This is a genomic window from Nocardia sp. NPDC059691 (assembly GCF_042733915.1).
GTDB classification, from domain to species: Bacteria; Actinomycetota; Actinomycetes; order Mycobacteriales; family Mycobacteriaceae; genus Nocardia; species Nocardia sichangensis.
Genome location: NZ_JBHWFB010000002.1, coordinates 629,648 through 643,912, shown reverse-complemented (window position 1 = coordinate 643,912; position 14,265 = coordinate 629,648). Strand labels below are relative to the sequence as shown.

General features: G+C 67.5%; 17 protein-coding genes and 1 tRNA gene. 7 read left to right on the top strand and 11 right to left on the bottom strand.

All coding sequences use genetic code 11. The annotated features are described in order from the left end of the window. Positions 1–41: 41 nt before the first annotated feature. Both ACFV2O_RS07040 and ACFV2O_RS07035 read right to left on the bottom strand, forming a co-directional pair. Positions 42–476 (bottom strand): effector binding domain-containing protein, encoded by a 435-nt coding sequence (locus ACFV2O_RS07040; RefSeq protein WP_379250790.1) that lies wholly within the window; start codon positions 474–476, stop codon positions 42–44. After that, entirely contained in the window at positions 473–916 is a 444-nt protein-coding gene (locus ACFV2O_RS07035) for a GyrI-like domain-containing protein (RefSeq protein ID WP_355074571.1), read from the bottom strand. The genes ACFV2O_RS07040 and ACFV2O_RS07035 overlap by 4 nt, the downstream gene beginning before the upstream one ends. A gap of 360 nt (positions 917–1,276) precedes the next feature. Between ACFV2O_RS07035 and ACFV2O_RS07030 the strand changes: the two genes are divergently transcribed. Further along, positions 1,277–2,014 (top strand): uracil-DNA glycosylase, encoded by a 738-nt coding sequence (locus tag ACFV2O_RS07030; protein ID WP_379250788.1) that lies wholly within the window; start codon positions 1,277–1,279, stop codon positions 2,012–2,014. 31 nt (positions 2,015–2,045) lie between these two features. Here ACFV2O_RS07030 and ACFV2O_RS07025 read toward each other — a convergent pair whose 3' ends face one another. From ACFV2O_RS07025 to ACFV2O_RS07015, 3 genes are all read right to left on the bottom strand, one after another. After that, positions 2,046–2,279 (bottom strand): hypothetical protein, encoded by a 234-nt coding sequence (locus ACFV2O_RS07025; protein WP_039801014.1) that lies wholly within the window; start codon positions 2,277–2,279, stop codon positions 2,046–2,048. An 85-nt stretch (positions 2,280–2,364) separates the two neighbouring features. Beyond that, positions 2,365–2,547 (bottom strand): ferredoxin, encoded by a 183-nt coding sequence (locus ACFV2O_RS07020; protein WP_355074575.1) that lies wholly within the window; start codon positions 2,545–2,547, stop codon positions 2,365–2,367. Further along, positions 2,544–4,013, bottom strand: coding sequence for a cytochrome P450 (locus ACFV2O_RS07015; RefSeq protein WP_364428849.1), 1,470 nt, complete (start codon positions 4,011–4,013; stop codon positions 2,544–2,546). Before ACFV2O_RS07015 ends, ACFV2O_RS07020 begins: the two co-directional genes overlap by 4 nt. Before the next feature lie 101 nt (positions 4,014–4,114). On the opposite strand from ACFV2O_RS07015, the gene ACFV2O_RS07010 reads away from it, so the two are divergent. Next, positions 4,115–4,780 carry a TetR/AcrR family transcriptional regulator gene (locus ACFV2O_RS07010; protein ID WP_379250785.1) on the top strand — a complete coding sequence of 222 codons (666 nt, stop codon included), beginning with the start codon at positions 4,115–4,117 and terminating at the stop codon, positions 4,778–4,780. Here ACFV2O_RS07010 and ACFV2O_RS07005 read toward each other — a convergent pair. After that, entirely contained in the window at positions 4,764–5,390 is a 627-nt protein-coding gene (locus ACFV2O_RS07005; RefSeq protein ID WP_379250783.1) for a TetR/AcrR family transcriptional regulator, read from the bottom strand. The two genes, ACFV2O_RS07010 and ACFV2O_RS07005, sit on opposite strands and share 17 nt — an antisense overlap. Before the next feature lie 146 nt (positions 5,391–5,536). Here ACFV2O_RS07005 and ACFV2O_RS07000 point away from each other — a divergent pair, with 146 nt between their 5' ends. From ACFV2O_RS07000 to ACFV2O_RS06990, 3 genes are all read left to right on the top strand, one after another. After that, entirely contained in the window at positions 5,537–5,989 is a 453-nt protein-coding gene (locus tag ACFV2O_RS07000; protein WP_355074583.1) for a hypothetical protein, read from the top strand. A gap of 316 nt (positions 5,990–6,305) precedes the next feature. Continuing rightward, the gene (locus ACFV2O_RS06995) at positions 6,306–6,536 is read left to right on the top strand and encodes a DUF2511 domain-containing protein (RefSeq protein WP_379250781.1); all 231 of its coding nucleotides are present in this window, start codon (positions 6,306–6,308) and stop codon (positions 6,534–6,536) included. A gap of 209 nt (positions 6,537–6,745) precedes the next feature. Next, positions 6,746–7,276, top strand: a complete 531-nt coding sequence (locus ACFV2O_RS06990) for a hypothetical protein (RefSeq protein WP_379250779.1) — start codon at positions 6,746–6,748, stop codon at positions 7,274–7,276. Positions 7,277–7,336: 60 nt separating this feature from the next. Here the strand turns inward: ACFV2O_RS06990 and ACFV2O_RS06985 are convergent, their stop codons facing one another. Together ACFV2O_RS06985 and ACFV2O_RS06980 are read right to left on the bottom strand one after the other, a co-directional pair. Then, on the bottom strand, positions 7,337–7,930 hold the full coding sequence (locus ACFV2O_RS06985) for a hypothetical protein (RefSeq protein WP_379250777.1): 594 nt from the start codon (positions 7,928–7,930) through the stop codon (positions 7,337–7,339). A gap of 2 nt (positions 7,931–7,932) precedes the next feature. After that, positions 7,933–8,880 (bottom strand): RDD family protein, encoded by a 948-nt coding sequence (locus ACFV2O_RS06980; protein WP_379250775.1) that lies wholly within the window; start codon positions 8,878–8,880, stop codon positions 7,933–7,935. A 538-nt stretch (positions 8,881–9,418) separates the two neighbouring features. Between ACFV2O_RS06980 and ACFV2O_RS06975 the strand changes: the two genes are divergently transcribed. Then, positions 9,419–10,063, top strand: coding sequence for an HAD family hydrolase (locus ACFV2O_RS06975; RefSeq protein ID WP_379250773.1), 645 nt, complete (start codon positions 9,419–9,421; stop codon positions 10,061–10,063). 538 nt (positions 10,064–10,601) lie between these two features. Next, positions 10,602–11,798, top strand: coding sequence for a cytochrome P450 (locus ACFV2O_RS06970; protein ID WP_379250854.1), 1,197 nt, complete (start codon positions 10,602–10,604; stop codon positions 11,796–11,798). Between the two features lie 257 nt (positions 11,799–12,055). On the opposite strand, the gene ACFV2O_RS06965 is transcribed toward ACFV2O_RS06970, so the two are convergent. The 3 genes from ACFV2O_RS06965 to ACFV2O_RS06955 form a co-directional block, all read right to left on the bottom strand. Further along, positions 12,056–12,128: transfer RNA gene (locus ACFV2O_RS06965), tRNA-Ala, on the bottom strand. Between the two features lie 90 nt (positions 12,129–12,218). Further along, positions 12,219–13,340: a gephyrin-like molybdotransferase receptor GlpR gene (gene glpR, locus ACFV2O_RS06960; protein WP_379250771.1), complete on the bottom strand. Its 1,122-nt coding sequence runs from the start codon at positions 13,338–13,340 to the stop codon at positions 12,219–12,221. A gap of 262 nt (positions 13,341–13,602) precedes the next feature. Beyond that, complete coding sequence (locus ACFV2O_RS06955) at positions 13,603–14,253, bottom strand: GNAT family protein (RefSeq protein WP_355074593.1); 651 nt, start codon at positions 14,251–14,253, stop codon at positions 13,603–13,605. Positions 14,254–14,265 lie beyond the last annotated feature (12 nt).

Genomic DNA, 14,265 nt, shown 5'->3' with positions numbered 1-14,265 from the left:
ATGGAGACCAGTCGGTTCGAGGTCAGTTACCGATTAGCAATTTAAACGAGGATAGAAATGAACAACTCGACCGATTCCGGGGCGTGCCAGATCTCGATCTCTTCACGGTAGGCCCGGGTGATCTCGGCGGACGCCGTCGCGTCGTCGACCTGCGCCCAGACGTCCTCTACCGGATCGTGATAGTCGCCGTTCGGCGCGAACCGGGCATAGACGCCTTTCGGGACACGCACCAAGACGTCACCCACCGGCACCGCGTCCGGCGCGGGGTACTCGAAACAGACCACAGCGTTGTAGTTTCCGGCCGGATCCGGCACGTACACCGTGTACATCGGACGGTCCACGCCGTCCCGGTCCCGCAGGCGGTCCTTGAGGAACTCGATGAGGTCGCTGTTGCTGACCTTGAAGCTCGGGCGCACGCGCGGGACGACCAGCCCGCCGTAGACCGCCTCGGCACGCACCACGATCGCATAACTCATCGCGCGTCGACCGCCAGGTACAGATCGATCTTGTAGGCGTGCGGGTAGCACTCGAAATCGCCGGTGTAGGTCCGCTTGATCTGGTTGTGTTCCTCGGCGTAGGCGATCTGCGTCCACAGGTCGGTCATCACCTGCGGGAAGTTACCGACCGAGGAGAACCGTGCGTAGGCGCCGCGCGGCAGCCGGGCGACCAGGTGACCGCGGGTGACGTCGGCGAAGGACGCGCACTGATAGCCGACGATCTGGGTGTTGTACGTGCCCAGCTCACCGGTGTAGTCGGTGTAGGCGCTGGCCAACGGGCCGCCGAGTTCCTGGTGCAACACCGCCGCCCAGGCGGCCTCCAGATCCCGGTCACGCAGTTCCCCGAGCGCACGTTTGGGGCTGCGTACCGGCAGCCCGGCAACCCACGTCTCGTCCCGCTCGACGATCTCAAACTGCATGGAAAGACTCTTTCGAAAGAAGCCGGAGGTGAACCACCGCATCCGGTCGGTCGGAACCGCCATGCTACCAACCCCGACCGGGTGGTACCGATCACATATCGCGCCCGGCGGCCGCTCGATCACCCCGCTGAACTGGACAGATGTCCGAAGCGGTACCGTCCGGACGGGACCGATCAACGATCGACGGCACCGGCCGGTCGCGTCGGCGCACCGTGGGCACGATCGCCCGGTTCGTCCCTCCCCTTGCACCACCGAAGGGAGTTCTGATGCACGAGACACCGATCTCCGACCGACACTGCTACGCCCTCGGGCGCCGCACGGTATGGGACTACGCCACCGCCTCGTACGGCCGGTGCTGACGTGTGCCGGACCATCGCCGAACTCGACGCTGCGGTCGCCGACTGCTTCGCCTGCCCGCGTCTGGTCGCCTGGCGCGAGCTCGTCGCGCGACAGAAACGCGCCGCCTTCCGCGACCAGACGTATTGGGGCCGTCCCGTGCCCGGCTTCGGTCCGGCGGACGCGCGGATGCTGCTCGTCGGACTCGCGCCCGCGGCGCACGGCGGCAACCGGACCGGCCGCATGTTCACCGGCGACCGCAGCGGCGACGTGCTCTTCGCGGCGCTGCACGCGGTCGGTCTGGCCAACCAGCCGACCGCGATCAGCGTCGACGACGGCCTGCGGCTGCACGGCGTGCGGGTCACCGCTCCCGTGCACTGCGCGCCGCCGGACAACAAGCCGACGCCGGAGGAGCGAGATCGCTGCGGACACTGGCTGGCGACCGAACTGCGGCTGCTGACGCCCACCGTCCGCTCGGTGGTTGCGCTCGGCGCGTTCGGCTGGCAGGCACTGCTTCCGGTGCTGGCCGAAGCGGGCTGGACCGTGCCGCGACCGCGACCGAAATTCGGCCACGGCACGCACGTCGAACTGGCCGCCGCCGAGGCGGGCCGCGGTCCGCTGCACTTGTTCGGCTGCTACCACGTCAGCCAGCAGAACACCTTCACCGGACGACTCACTCCGGCGATGCTCGAAGCGGTGCTGGCCGAAGCGGCGCGGGTCGCGGGGCTCGAGGTGCGGCGAAGCCACGCGCCGCGCGGGTGATCGGTCGCCCATCGCCGCTGGGCAGCGGGGTTCAGACGTGATCGACCAGGGCCGGATGACCCGCTTCGTGGGCGCAATGCGCGCAGCAGAAGTAGTCTCCACGCGCCTCCACACCGTGCCCGACGATCCGGCAGGAACAGTGCGTGCAGGTCGGGGCCATGGCGGTGATCGCGCATTCGAAGCTGTCGAAGGTGGCGGACTGGCCGTCGCGGGTGATGGTGAACGTCTTGTCGTACTCGTTTCCGCACGTATCGCAGGTGGCCATGAGATGTGGTCCTCTCGCGTCGATGGGCTCGAATATCGCAGTTCGCGGTACCCAGCGCCGAGGACGCGAAACGAGCCGGGAGACCTCAGCTCAGCCGCAGCGCCGCGACCGGGCAGCTGTCGACGACGAGCTCGAGCAGCTCCCGATCGCTCGTGACGGTGTCGGGCGGCACGACGATCCCGTCCGCGCCGACCCGGAACAGATCCGGCGCCAGCGCTTCGCACATGCCGTGCCCCGCGCAGACGATTCGGTCGGCGATGATCCTCATCGGACGATCCGCTCCAGCCGGATGGGCAGACCATCGGCGGGCACCGGTCCGGTTCCGGCGACCAGTGGCAGCTGGTAGCCGTCCGGCACGCTCCAGCGATACCGCAACAGCATTTGATGCACTACGGCTTTCACGGTCATGCCGCCGAAGTAGAGGCCGATGCACTTGTGCGCCCCGCCACCGAAAGGCGCCCAGGCGAAGCGGTGCGATCTGTCCTCACGACGGTGCTCGGCGAAACGTTCCGGGTCGAAGGTATCGGGATCGTGCCAGTACTCCTCGTTGCGCATCAGCCCGTACGTGCCACAGAGGATGAACGTCCCCTTCGGCAGGTAGTAGCCGAGGATGTCGGCGTCGGCGATGGTCTCGCGGACCTGCTGGGCCACCGGCGAGTAGACCCGCAGCGCTTCCTTGAACGCGAGATCGAGCGAGGGCAGGCGGTCGAGATCGTCGTAGTCCAGCGCCGGTTTGCCCAGCGCGACGGATTCGGCGCGCAGCCGCTCCTGCCATTCGGGGTGCCTGCCGAGTTCGTAGACCAGCATGGACGCGGCGATGGTGCTGGTGTCGTGGGCCGCCATCATCACGAAGATCATGTGCTCGATCACCTCGGCGTCGGTGAAGGTATCGCCGTCGGCGGTGCGGGCCCGGCACAGCACGCTGAACAGATCGCTGCCGCCGCCCGCGCGCTTCGCGGGCAACTCGCGGCGGAAGTGCTCCTCGAGCACCCGGCGGCCGCGCACGCCGCGGGCCCACACACCGCCCGGCACGTTCGCCCGGATCAAGGCGGCCCCGCCGCGCACCGCGTCCTCGAAGGCGCGCTCCAATCGTGCCGAGCCCGCGCCGGATTCGGCGCCCGCGAAGACTTCGGTGGCCTGCTGGAGCAGCAGTTTCTTGATCGACCGGTAGACCGGGAAATCGTCGGCGGGCTCCCACTGCGCGATGCCGCGGGTGATCCGAGGCGTGGTCAGGTCGAGGTATCCGATCAACCGCGGCCGCGTGAAGGCCTGCTGCATCACGCGCCGATGGAAGAGGTGGTCGTCGAAATCGCGCAGTAGCAGACCTCCGCGGAAGAACGGGCCGATCAGCCACTCCCAGCCGCGCTGCGCCGACAACACCTTGTCGCGGTCCAGCATCACCGCCTCGTAGCCCTCCGGACTGCCGAAGGTGACCATGCGCCGACCGAGCATGCCGAACCACTGCACCGGGCCGAAGCGGTCGAAACGCTTCCGCGCGAATTGGATCGGGTCGGCCAACGCGTGCAAGGTGTATCCGATTCCGGGGAGCCCGAAGTCACCGAGCACCGGTTTCAGTCCGCTGCCCGGCGGCGGATCGGCCAGCGGCCGCACCTGCGCCGGGTAATGCGCGACCGCGCGCGCGGCCGCGCGCTGCGCGTGCCACGCCCAGGTGGTCCGCGCCTGGCGGATCGTGCCGGAGATCTCGTCGAACGACTGGGGCACAAGCAGACTCATGACCGTCTTCCCTTCGCGACACTGCGATAGTCCGACGATAGAGGAAACCATCGTTTCCGTAAACGGTTGTTTCCCAATTTTGGCTGTGCCAAGCTGGCGTGGTGACCCGTACCGTCAGCGGCACCTACCGCGGAGCCTCCACGGCCGAGCGCCGCGAGGACCGGCGCAGGCGGTTGCTCGACGCCGCCCTCGACATCATCGGCACACAGGGACTGTCGGCGTTGACCGTGCGCGGGGTGTGCGAACAGGCCAAGGTCGGCCCGCGCTTCTTCTACGAGGCGTTCCCCGACCGCGATGCGCTGTCCTCCGGGGTGCTGGTGGAGATCCAGCAGGCGGCGCTGGACCGGGCGAAGGCCGCCATCGCCGAGACCACGGGCACGCCCGCCGACCGGATCCGCGCCGGAGTGGCGGCCCTCATCGTCGAACTCACCGACGATCCGCGACGCGCGAAAGTGGCGTTCGCCCAGACCTACGGCGACGAGGCGCTCATGCGCAGCCGGTTCGCGGGCATGCGCCAGGTCGCCGACGTCATCATCGAGCAGACCCGCCTGGTGCTCGAGCTGCCCGAAGGGCAGGACACCGCGATCGCCGCGACTTCCCAGCTGATCACCGGCGGCGCGGCGGAACTGGTTCTCGTCTGGCTGGACGGGGGGCTCGACGTCGACCGCGACGGGCTGATCACGCTGCTGGCCGATTTCACCGTGGCGATGCTGGATCGGCTGCCCGCGGTCGCCGGACGACTGTCCGGCCTCACACCAGATTCCTGATCAGCGACGACATCAGCGGCTCGCGCAACCCGGCCAGCGCGGCGAAGTCCCCTGCGACGACGCGGTTGGTCGCCAGCGAGACGACCGCGCCGATCACCGCCTCGCCCGCCAGCTGCTGATGCGGGCGCGTCGCGCCGAGCGCCTCGGCGAAACCGTCCACCAAAGCTGCCTGGGTCGCCAGCCGCCGCTCCAGCACCGGCCTTCCCGCCGCGTACACCTCCACCAGGAAGACCTTCGCCACCTGTGGTTCTTGCGCGAGGGTGGAGAAGTAGGCGTCGAGTGCCCGATCGATCCGCTCGAGCGGCGTGCCGTCAGCGGCGAGCGCGCCCGTGATCCTGGTCATCACGATCTCCACGGCCATGTCGTAGGCGGCGAGGAAGCACGCCTCCTTGTTCGCGAAGTGCTGGTAGAAGGTCATCCTGGACACCTCGGCCCGCTTCAGCACGTCCGCCACCGTCGCCGCCGCGTAGCCCTTGTCCGCGGCCGCCTCGATCATCGCCACCAGCATGCGGGCCCGCTGCGCGGCCACCACCTCTTCCGGCGCGATCCCGTGATTGCCGCCGTGCAGTTTCCCGCCGGCCCGAGCCTTCAGCAACGATCCTCGCTCCACACTCCGATGCTATGCGTGGGTGCGCCGCTCGCGTGCCGGGTCGACACGCGACGACGTGCCGCGCGATCGAACCGCGAACGGCGACGAACGGGGCACAATGACCGTCCGAGAGTGCTCGATTCGATGAAGAAGGAGCGTGATCGGCAGTGCGAAACAGGCAGTTGGTCGGGCGAAGCGCCCTGATCGCGGCGCTGTGCGTCGGCGGGTTCGCGGCGTCGGCGGGTCCGGCGACCGCGGACGAACCCGCATTCGTGAACATCGGAGTCATCCGCACCTTCGGCGACACCTGCTACGGCGAAGGCAGAGCAGGCGTCTCCTCGCCCGCCGGAATGCCCGGGGCGGCCCGTTTCGGCATCAGCTTCGTCAGCGACACGCCGATGGGCATGCCGTGCACCTTCACGGCGTTCGCCAATTGGCGCAACCTCGACACCGGCGCGGCAGGCACGGTGGCCGTGCCCGTCAGCGACAAGACCGCTCGGAATCAGCCGGCCGCGACCGTCTTCGCCGCCTTGCCCACCGGCCCGGGTCGAGTTCGGGTCGACGTGACCACCGACTATCCGCACGTAGCGGCTCCGCCGGTCGAGATACGGATCAGCTGAGCCGCAATTGCGCCCCCTCCACCGCCGCATCCGATATCGCTGGGCCGAGGCGGATTCGGCCAGTAGGCTGCTTGTAGAGCGCCTGGGGAAGGCGCGCTGTAAAAGGGGGGGAATACAGATGACCGTGGCAAAGGAAACCGCTGCTCTCGATACAGGGGCAAGGTATCGCGCGCGAATACTGGTCGCCTGCGCCATCGCCGGTGCGTTGGCGACCTCGGCATGCGGCGGCGGATCAGGCCCGAAGCATCCCGCGCACCCCACGCCGTCACCCCTTCCGCCACCTACCTCCAGCAGCCAAGCGATAGGCAGCGAGAACATGGGTTATCTGTGGCCGCTCACCGTCGACCACGGCACCCTGGAATGCCGCCCCGGCGATATCGCCGTGTTCATCGCCCCGGACGGCACCGTCTACGCCTTGAACGACAACGCCTCCCATGCGGGATTCGCCGACATCGAATCCCTTCGCGCCACCGGCGCGGGCGGCGACAAGATCAGCCTCGGAGCCCTGCGCAGCAAGACCCTCGGACTCTGCCAGCTGCCCGGCTGATCATCATCCCGCCTGCTTTTCCTGCCTCCATGTTTCCGCGAACCGAGGCGGAAGATGCCGATGCGCGGGCAGTGCTCGGCTCCTAGACTGGGAAGCTGCGGCACGGTCGACCGTCGAAGCGCCAAGGCGATTCCGCGATCGGCACAACACGAAGTCCCGATCCAGCAAGGGCCGCCTACCCACGGCCCGTCCCGATGGAGGAGGGCCGCATGCCCGATTCGTTCCACATGCGCGTCTGTCTGCTCGGCCAGGGCTGCGTCTGCCCGACGGTCACCCTGTTCCTCGCCCCGGAGCCACTGATTCCCGGCGGCAACATGCTGCACCTGCTCGAGCAAACCCCGATCGCCGAGGACACCGGAACACCGAGCGTCGATCCCGAGCTGATCGACGTGGTCGAGAACGAGCCCGCCGGTCCAGCGCTGCGCGCCGAAGTCCACCGATTCCGCTCCGGCCGCCCCGACCCGCACCGGATCCACGACATCCTGCACGACCACCACATCACCGACGCCGCACCGATGGGCCTGGAAGTCACCGATCCCACCGAACTCGCCCGCCTGGCGCTGCTGCCCGAGCACCCGATCGGTTACCGCCGCATCGACGACTTCCAGCAGGAAGCGACCGCCCGCGCCATGCTCGCGGTCTATCGCCTCTTCGAAGTCGATCAGCGAGTGCGCCTGATGTACCACGGTTACGCCGACCCCGGCACGGGATGGTTCGCACTGCGAACCGCCACCGCCTGAGAGGGCAGGCAGGCGCGGGATTCCTCGGCGCCTTCGCCTACGCGAGCGGGCTGCCCGGTATCAGAACCACCTCGACCATGAGCGCGCCTTCTTGGGCGCTTCCCTCGGCCGACTCACGGCGGAAGGTCGTTCGCGCGGCGGGCGGCGGGTCACCAACTGGTCCAAGTCGGCGCTGATCGAGTCGCAGAAGCCGCCGGGCGCGACCGGGTCATACCCGCGATGACCCCGTTCCATCGCCACCACCTGATCGACGGACTCGACTCTGTTGCACGAGGTCAGCATGCCTTCGTTCCACACCGTGAATTCCCAGCTGCGTGCGGAAGCGGCAGGTAGATCCGCGGTGTATTTGCGCTGCTCCAATACACCCCGGTAGACCGCACCGGATTCGTCGAGCAAACTGACGATCAACTCGCTGACGATGTGGCGATACCGCCCGCCACCGTCCTCCCAATCGTTGCCACGATAGGTCCGCAGCTTCCATCCGGTGAACACGGCCGACAGGTTGACCGGATTCCACGCGCGCAGCTTCCAGATCTCCGGCGCGCAGTGGCTCGCCCGCAAGCTTTTCGCGGCCCCTTCCGCCTTGCGCAACATAACGGTGAGGCGGTCGGCGCCGATCGTGGCGGAGTAATCGTCCTCGGACAAGTAGTCCATCGTCATCCCTCACGGTTCCCAGTGCCACGACGCCGCTCGTATGCTCCCCGCAGCCCCGCACCAGCCCGCTTGGCCACACGCTGCGCCTGCTGACCACGTTCCGATGCGATCGCCCGCCGAGCCGACTCCGCGGTCCGACGCCCGACGTCTTGCCCGAGTTCGCGCAGTTGCGCGGCCCGTTCGGAATCGCGCAGCTGCCGCATCTGCTCGGGGGTGGCAAGCTGTGCTATCTGCCGTGTCGCCGTTTGGATGTGCTCGATCCCATCCTGCGCGCCCTGAATTCCGCGCTGCACAACCACGTGGTCCCTGGCCGTTTCCAACGACTTCCGCAACACTCCGGCCTGCACGACAACGGTTCCCGCGACGCGATCGACCAGGGAGCGGCGACTCGAACCGAAGACGCACACCGCGTTGATCACCAAGACCACGATCGCGATCAGCCACAGCACGAAGGACAGAAGGAACCGGCCCGCCAATAGCGCGATGCACGCGCACGAGTACAGCCCGACGTCGGTCATCGTGCCCACGAAAGCGCGCCGCGCCGCCTGCCCCCGCCCCAGTCGGTCCTCGCCGCCGCGCACCGACCCCACTCGGAGATCGAGCAGGGCTTTGCCCAAAGTCCGTCCTTGCCACGCCAATCCAGCGAACTGATAAGCGAACGTTGCCGCGATCAACGCGCCGAATGCTTCGATGATGAAGACAAGCACCGTATGCACGACTTCCATACCGAACGTCTTGCCTGCCCCACCCCAGTTCCCATTCGACTGAATCACATCCCACACGCCGGTCCCAGCGAGATCCGCCCAGCCCGAAAGGTAATCGGCGATCCGATAGTGCGTCACCGCTCCCAACAACACCGCCAACCCCAGCACGAGACCGAAATCCACCCCCCAAGCCGCCGCCCGCCGCCCTGCCGGAACCAGGTCCCCAGCCCCCTGCCCGTCGGCCATCCCGAGCACCTCCATCCCGAATCGACACGGCACCCGCTCCGGGGCGACTCCGGCACGAATCGTCGCAGCTCACAACGTTGTTCCGGTATCCATCGTTCGACCGACGGTCAGCGAGCCGCCCCGGTTCGATCGCGTTTCGACCTGCCGCCCATGGGCCGGACGGCGGCTCCCGACGCACTGCGCATCTCCGAGAACGACAAGCGCCGAACGTTATTCGTGCGCAGACTGTCGGCCGACCTCGGTGAGTGATCTCGATTCCGACGCCGGTGAGACCTGCGGACGGCACTTTGTGGAGCGGATCACCAAGGCCCGTCTCGAGTGGTACCCCGACGTACCCCTTGGTAGGTTTCGGCTTGTTCGCGCAGCGTCGCGCACCACCTCCAGCCTTTGACTCGCGGAACCTTCCTTCGATCCACAGTTCGCACGCCTCTTCCGTCATGGAAGGAGGCGGGAATCGTCATACCCACGGCATCCCCTCATGCCTGCCACCTTGTCCTCGCAGGCGTGGCCGTCCGTCCCATCAAGCCTTGGAGCACCGGTGATTACTGCACTACCGCACCAGTCCGTGGAACTCGACGCGGTCATCTTCGACTACAACGGCGTCATCGGCTTGCAGCCCACTGTTCCCATGTGGAGCGAGCTCGCCGAACTCGCCGGATGGCACGCAGACCAGCTCGAGCTCTTCCAAAATGTCTTCTGGAGCGCCCGCGAACCCTACGATTCCGGCGACTTCGACGACGCGGACTTCTGGACCACCGTGCTCGGCCATCGCCCGGACCCGGAACTGCTCACCCAGTTGCGCGCCGTCGACACCGCGCTGTGGACCCGGACCGACGACCGCGTCGTAGCCCTCCTCCACCATGCCCGTCGGGCAGATCTCCCGATGGTGCTGCTCTCCAACGCACCCCACCCGGTCGGCGATGCCCTCGACGCCTCCGACTGGCGCACCCTGATGACCGACGCCCTCTACTCGGCCCGCCTCGGCATGAACAAACCGCACCCCGACACCTACCGAAACGCCCTCGCCGCGACCGGAGTTCACGACCCCAGTCGCGTCCTGTTCGTCGACGACCGCGCCGACAACTGCCAAGCCGCCGCAAGCCTCGGCCTACGCACCCTCCACTACACCGGCTCCCCCACCGATATCGCGGCGCACCTCCGCGTCACCACCATCGCCGCGTAGGTCCTGCTGGTTCGCGCAGCATCGCCGGGATCGGCACAACACCGCTGCCGCTCGGTGGTGGACACGAGCCCGGCCAGACGCCACACAGAAACAGAAAGGCGAGTGCTCTACCCGAGCACTCGCCTTTGGTGGACCTAATGCTGCACAACCCGAACCTGCTGACGGTCGCAGGGCCGGCTATTCGAATCACACCGGTAGGTACTCGGCGAATGTGAGCGGTCGTGTGCCAGGGGCGCGCCGCGGGCCAGGTCGTAGGCGGCAAGAAAGCACGCCATCGACCCATCAGACCTTCACCAACCGCATTCGACGCACGATACCTCGCATCGGCTGCTGCCGATGCGGCGCGGAACGAGTGGCACGAAATCCCCTTGGAAAGTACGCTTCTCGAAGTTGCAGCAATGGTTCGGCGACCGAAAACAGGGATGCGCCGAAGACCGCGTCCCCAAAACAGCACACACGAACATCTGGAGCACCATTCTTGAGTACGCCACGGTCCCGACTGGAAACCCCGGCCTGTCCAGTCGTCCACGGCTCGCCGATGGCTACCGAAGGTCCGAGGGTGTCGCTGTACTCGTCGGAATTCGCCGCGGATCCGCACCGTGTTTACGACGAAATGCGAGCACAATACGGCTCTTTGGCTCCGGTTGAGCTGGCGCCGGGCGTGCCGGCCACGTTGGTGGTCGGGTATGACACCGCGCTGCGGATCCTCAACGATCCCGAGCACTTCCCTGTCGATCCGCGCACCTGGCAGCAGAACATCCCGGCCGACTGCCCCGTCCTGCCGCTTATGGAGTGGCGCCCCACCGGGAGTCGAAGCGACGGAGCGGCCCTACAGCGCTACCGGCAGGCAATCACCACGAGTATCAACGCGGTGGATCTGTACGCTCTCGATGCCACGGTGGAGAAGATCGCCATCCCGCTGATCAACACCTTTTGCCAGGCCGGTACAGCCGATCTGATCAGTCAGTACGCGTTGCCGCTCGCATTCGCGGTCACCGATGCTCTGCTGGGCTGCCCGCCGGAAATCGGACAGCGGGTCGCCGCAGGCATGGCCGCGATGTTCGAGGGGATCGATGCCGAGGACGGCAACAAGATGATCATCGAGGCGCTGCTGGAACTGCTGGCCCTCAAACGGACCCATCCTGGCAACGACATCACCTCGCTACTACTGCGGCATCCGGCCGAACTCGATGAACTGGAGATGATCCACCAACTGAACAGCGTCTACGGCGCCGGGATCGAACTGCAACAGAACCTGATCGGCAACACCCTGCTGCTGATCCTTGCCGACGAACGCTTCGGCGGAAGTGTCGTCGGGGGGAACCTGTCCACCCGAGACGCCTTGGACGAAGTCTTGTTCAAGAACCCGCCGCTGGCGAACCTCCTCACCACCTACCCCCGTCAGCCGATCCTCATCGACGACGTCTGGCTGCCCGCGCACCAGCCGATCCTCATCAGCATGGCCGGCTGCAACAACGACCCCAAGATCCGGACCGAGACTCACACAGGCAATCGCTCGCATCTGGCGTGGGGCATCGGCCCACATGCCTGCCCCGCGCAGTCGGTGGCCTACCTGCTCGCTCAAAACGCCATCGATCAGCTTCTCGATGCGCTGCCCGAGATCCAGCTGGCCATACCGGCCGACGCACCGACCTGGCGGCCTGGCCCCTTCCACCGGTCCTTGGCGGCTCTACCGGTCACCTTTCCCCCCTCTGCTCCGTTGAACGAGTACTGAGAATCTCGCAATCTCCCACGCGCGTCGGAAGCGACTGAGCGACCGTCTCGATGGCCCGCAGTGATACCCGCCGCCAGGCCAGCGACCTGAATTCCATGGAGCGCAGTTGGAAACGACTCGTCCTGCCGCGGCTCGGTGCTGTGATCCACCACTGATCCGTGTGGAGGACGGCCGATGACTGAACCGCCGCAGGGCGTTCGCACAATGCCGAAAAACAGCGAAGCCACAGGCCAATGACCTGCGGCTTCGCCATTCAGTGGAGCTAAGGGGAATCGAACCCCTGACCTTCTCGATGCGAACGAGACGCGCTACCAACTGCGCTATAGCCCCGTGCGGTTCCGGGGAACCGCGCTGTGACACTGTATCAGGCCAGCCCCCTAGACTCCGAATCGGTATCCTGACCTGCGGAAATGCGATGCACTACGCGCCCGCCGCGCGGCGGATGTCGCCGCTGGTGCGGGTGCGCAGGGCGCGGGCGGTGGCCGGGTCGAAGGGGTCGAGGTGGGCGAACATGGGGTCTTCGTCGTCGGGCTCGATAAGGGTGGAGCGGCGACGGATCGCGCGGGCGGTGTCGCGGTCCATGGTGCCGCGCCCGGCGCGGCCCCGGCGCGCGCGTGGATCGGCTTCGTCTTGGTGGCCGCGGTTGAGGCGGGCCGCCCGGTTACGGCGGATCTCCTCCTCCATCCGCACCTGCTTGCGAAGGTAGGCCAGATAGGTCGCCAACACCGTGAGGGCGAGTCCGCAACCCCACCACAGCATGGGCGTGAACACGAACGCGAGGGCGCCGAAGAGGATGGCGGTGAGCAGCAGGCCGAGCACGGCGCGCTGCCGGAAGGTGTAGCGGGCCGCGCGGGCGATGGCGTCGGCCTCGGGATCGTAGCCGCCACGACCACGGCGGCTGGGGACGAAATCCGGCTCGTCCGGGCCCGCGTCGTCGTAGTCGTCGTACTCGTCGTAGTCCACGATGGCGGGCGCGGTGGAGCGCGCAGGCGGGATTCTGGCCGCGACCGGCTCGGGGTGGTGTGCGCCCACGCGGTCATCATCGGTCCCCGCGTCGATCTTCGCAGCGACTTCGGCGGCTTCGTCGTCGTCCGGCTCGTCGTAACGCGTCTCGCGGTCCTCCGCTTCGCCCTCCTCCGGTGTGGCGGAGGCGAAGTCGTCGATCTCGATGTCGTCCGTTTCGGCGGCAGCGATGTCGGATGCCACGGCGTCGTCGGCCGCGGGTGTGTTCTCCTCGTCGGTCTCGGTGACGGGCTCGTCGGCCGGTGTCGTCATCCGGTCCTCCGCATCATCGCTGTGGGGATACTCTCTCGGTACGCGGCGTCCATCGTGTCGCCCACGGGGTCGCCAGTTCGGATCGGTTTCGTGCCCGGCGGCCGGGCCTTTCTTGAGACGTCGTTTGCCGCCGCCGCGGTGCAGGACCCTGGTTGCCAGCGCGGCGTCGGTGGTCCGGCGGATTCTGGGGTGACGGTCGGCGAGGATCGGGAACAGGACGAAGACCCAGAGCACGACCAGACCGATCCACAGGATCGAATTCGGCATCGCGTCAACACCTCCGTCCCGCCTGGATTTCCTCCGGCTCGGCCCGCCAGCGGCGCGTCACACGCCCCGCGCTCGGCCGGCCCCCGTCCGACGCGACGGCGCGGACGCCGATCCCCTCGCAGGCTCACTGCCGATGGCACAAGACGCACCATCGACGTCCGTAGGCTAATTCCGGGTAGCACCAAGTTCCGGCAGGCGCGCCGTGCACATCCGCCACACCTGTCACATTCCCACCAATGTCACCGCGATCCGGTGGCCGGTTCTACAGCAGGGTGACGCGCCCCTCTCGCACCAGCCGGTCCAGGACCGTTCCGGCGAGTTCCTCGACGGTCATGCCGACCAGCAGGTGATCCCGCCAGGCGCCGTCCACGTCGAGGTAGCGCCGCAGCAGCCCCTCTTCCCGGAAACCGACATTGCGCAACACCGCCTGGCTGGCCAGATTCTCGGGTCGAACGGTCGCCTCCACCCGATGCAGGCCGACCGGCCCGAAGCAGTGGTCGAGACCGAGCGCCAGCGCCGCCGTCGCGACGCCTTGCCCACTGAGATCCTTGGCCACCCAATAGCCGATCCAGGCCGAGCGCAGTGCGCCGCGCACGATATTGCCAACGGTCAGCTGCCCGCCGAACGCGCCGTCGACTTCGATCACCAACGGGATCATCGCGCCGCGCCTGGCCTCCGCCTTCAGGCTCGACCACAGCGACGGCCAGTTGGAGGCGTGGTTGCGCGCCTCCCACGCTCCGCGGCCGGTGGGCTCCCACGGCTCGAGATGCGCTCTGTCCCGCAACCGGATCCGGCTCCAGGCCGCCGCGTCGCGCAGCCGCACCGGACGCAAGGTCACCTGCCCCGCCGCCACCCGAACCGGGCCGAGTCGCGCGGGCCAACCCGGATGCTGCGTGGCCCGGAAAACGTTCATAGCTTCCACGTC

Coding starts and splice junctions, on each gene's coding strand:
- ACFV2O_RS07040 (WP_379250790.1), bottom strand. CDS start 476: ATGAGTTATGCGATCGTGGTGCGTGCCGAGGCGGTCTACGGCGGGCTG.
- ACFV2O_RS07035 (WP_355074571.1), bottom strand. CDS start 916: ATGCAGTTTGAGATCGTCGAGCGGGACGAGACGTGGGTTGCCGGGCTG.
- ACFV2O_RS07025 (WP_039801014.1), bottom strand. CDS start 2,279: ATGGCCACCTGCGATACGTGCGGAAACGAGTACGACAAGACGTTCACC.
- ACFV2O_RS07020 (WP_355074575.1), bottom strand. CDS start 2,547: ATGAGGATCATCGCCGACCGAATCGTCTGCGCGGGGCACGGCATGTGC.
- ACFV2O_RS07015 (WP_364428849.1), bottom strand. CDS start 4,013: ATGAGTCTGCTTGTGCCCCAGTCGTTCGACGAGATCTCCGGCACGATC.
- ACFV2O_RS06995 (WP_379250781.1), top strand. CDS start 6,306: ATGGGTTATCTGTGGCCGCTCACCGTCGACCACGGCACCCTGGAATGC.
- ACFV2O_RS06990 (WP_379250779.1), top strand. CDS start 6,746: ATGCCCGATTCGTTCCACATGCGCGTCTGTCTGCTCGGCCAGGGCTGC.
- ACFV2O_RS06985 (WP_379250777.1), bottom strand. CDS start 7,930: ATGGACTACTTGTCCGAGGACGATTACTCCGCCACGATCGGCGCCGAC.
- ACFV2O_RS06980 (WP_379250775.1), bottom strand. CDS start 8,880: ATGGCCGACGGGCAGGGGGCTGGGGACCTGGTTCCGGCAGGGCGGCGG.
- ACFV2O_RS06970 (WP_379250854.1), top strand. CDS start 10,602: ATGGCTACCGAAGGTCCGAGGGTGTCGCTGTACTCGTCGGAATTCGCC.
- glpR (WP_379250771.1), bottom strand. CDS start 13,340: ATGCCGAATTCGATCCTGTGGATCGGTCTGGTCGTGCTCTGGGTCTTC.
- ACFV2O_RS06955 (WP_355074593.1), bottom strand. CDS start 14,253: ATGAACGTTTTCCGGGCCACGCAGCATCCGGGTTGGCCCGCGCGACTC.